1 protein-coding gene is annotated in these 1,435 nt (G+C 47.5%); it reads right to left on the bottom strand.

Translation table 11 applies throughout. From position 1 onward, the window contains the following. Positions 1-43: 43 nt before the first annotated feature. Positions 44-1,435 (bottom strand): helicase-related protein (locus QVA83_RS13665; protein WP_287498584.1); only part of this gene is annotated, 1,392 nt, incomplete at its 5' end.

The following is a 1,435-nucleotide window of genomic DNA, read 5'->3' as shown; positions in this document are numbered from 1 at the left end:
TTTATATTGCTATTAGTTATATAAAGGCTGAATGTATTGCTATTTAGTTCTTACGCTTACGGTTTTCGCGATCTCCGCGATTAGGACGGTCTTCACGATTGCCGCGAGGCGCTCTGTCACCACGGTTACCACGATCGCCACGACCTTTAGCCGGCGGTGTATCTGACCATTCGCGAATGTTTAAACGCTGACCGGCAACACGGGTGCCCTGTAGCGTATCGCGCGTTTCCTTCGGCATGCCTTCAGGAAGGTCTACCGTGCTGAAGTTGTCATAAATTTCGATAGCGCCAATGTGCTTCGAATTAATATTCGCTTCGTTCGCAATAGCGCCCACGATATTACCAGGCTTAGCGCCGTGAACATGACCCACTTCAATACGGAAGCGCTGCATGCCTTCTTCAGGTTTGCGGTTTCCACGAGGTACTCGCGGCTTTCTCTCACGACCGTCACGAGAGTTTCTGTCGCGGCTATCACGCGGAGGCTTGCTGTTGATATCAGGGCGATCTGATTCTTTAAGAATTAACGGCTCATCACCTTGCGCAATTTTAAGTAGCGCAGCCATTAAAACTTCAGGAGAAGCTTCGTTTTCTTCTTTAATCATCTCAACGATTGGCATTAATGACTCAATGCTATCGTCTTGCGCTGCTTCGGCAACTGACTGCTTAAAGCGGCTCAAACGGGTTTCATTTATCTCGCTAATTGAAGGAATTGGCATCGCTTCAATAGGTTGCTTAGTGGTTTTCTCAATCGAGAACAACAAGCGCTTTTCACGGTGAGAAATAAACAAGATTGCATCACCTTGACGTCCAGCGCGACCAGTACGACCAATACGGTGTACATATGACTCACTATCGTACGGGATGTCGTAGTTGATAACGTGGCTTACGCGCTCAACGTCAAGACCACGGGCTACTACGTCGGTAGCAACAAGGATATCAATTTTACCCTGCTTAAGCTTTTCAACAGTACGCTCACGGGCTGCCTGAGGAATATCACCGTTTAGCGGCTCTACATCGTAACCACGAGCAGATAGTTTATCTGCTAGTTCAACCGTAGCGGTTTTAGTACGAACGAATATGATCATACCGTCGAACACTTCCACTTCCATGATGCGGGTTAGCGCTTCAAGTTTGTGGTGCGGTGCGATTTGGCAGTAACGCTGGCGAATTGTACTCGCGGTGCTTACCTTAGACGCAATTTTAACGTGCTTAGGATCTTTTAAGTAACGTTGAGTGATCTTCTTAATTGGGCCAGGCATAGTTGCTGAGAATAAGGCCGTTTGGCGTTCTTCTGGTGCGTGGCTAAGAATAAGCTCAACATCATCAATAAAGCCCATGCGAAGCATTTCATCAGCTTCGTCTAGAACTAGGAACTTAAGCTCGCTTAAGTCTAGTGTCTTGCGCTTAATGTGGTCGATGATACGGCCTGGTGTACC

It is taken from the genome of Alteromonas sp. AO-Serp (genome assembly GCF_017849675.1).
GTDB classification, from domain to species: domain Bacteria; phylum Pseudomonadota; class Gammaproteobacteria; order Enterobacterales; family Alteromonadaceae; genus Alteromonas; species Alteromonas macleodii.
The sequence above is the reverse complement of the archived record's forward strand: the minus strand, read 5'-3'. Positions and strand labels throughout refer to the sequence as shown.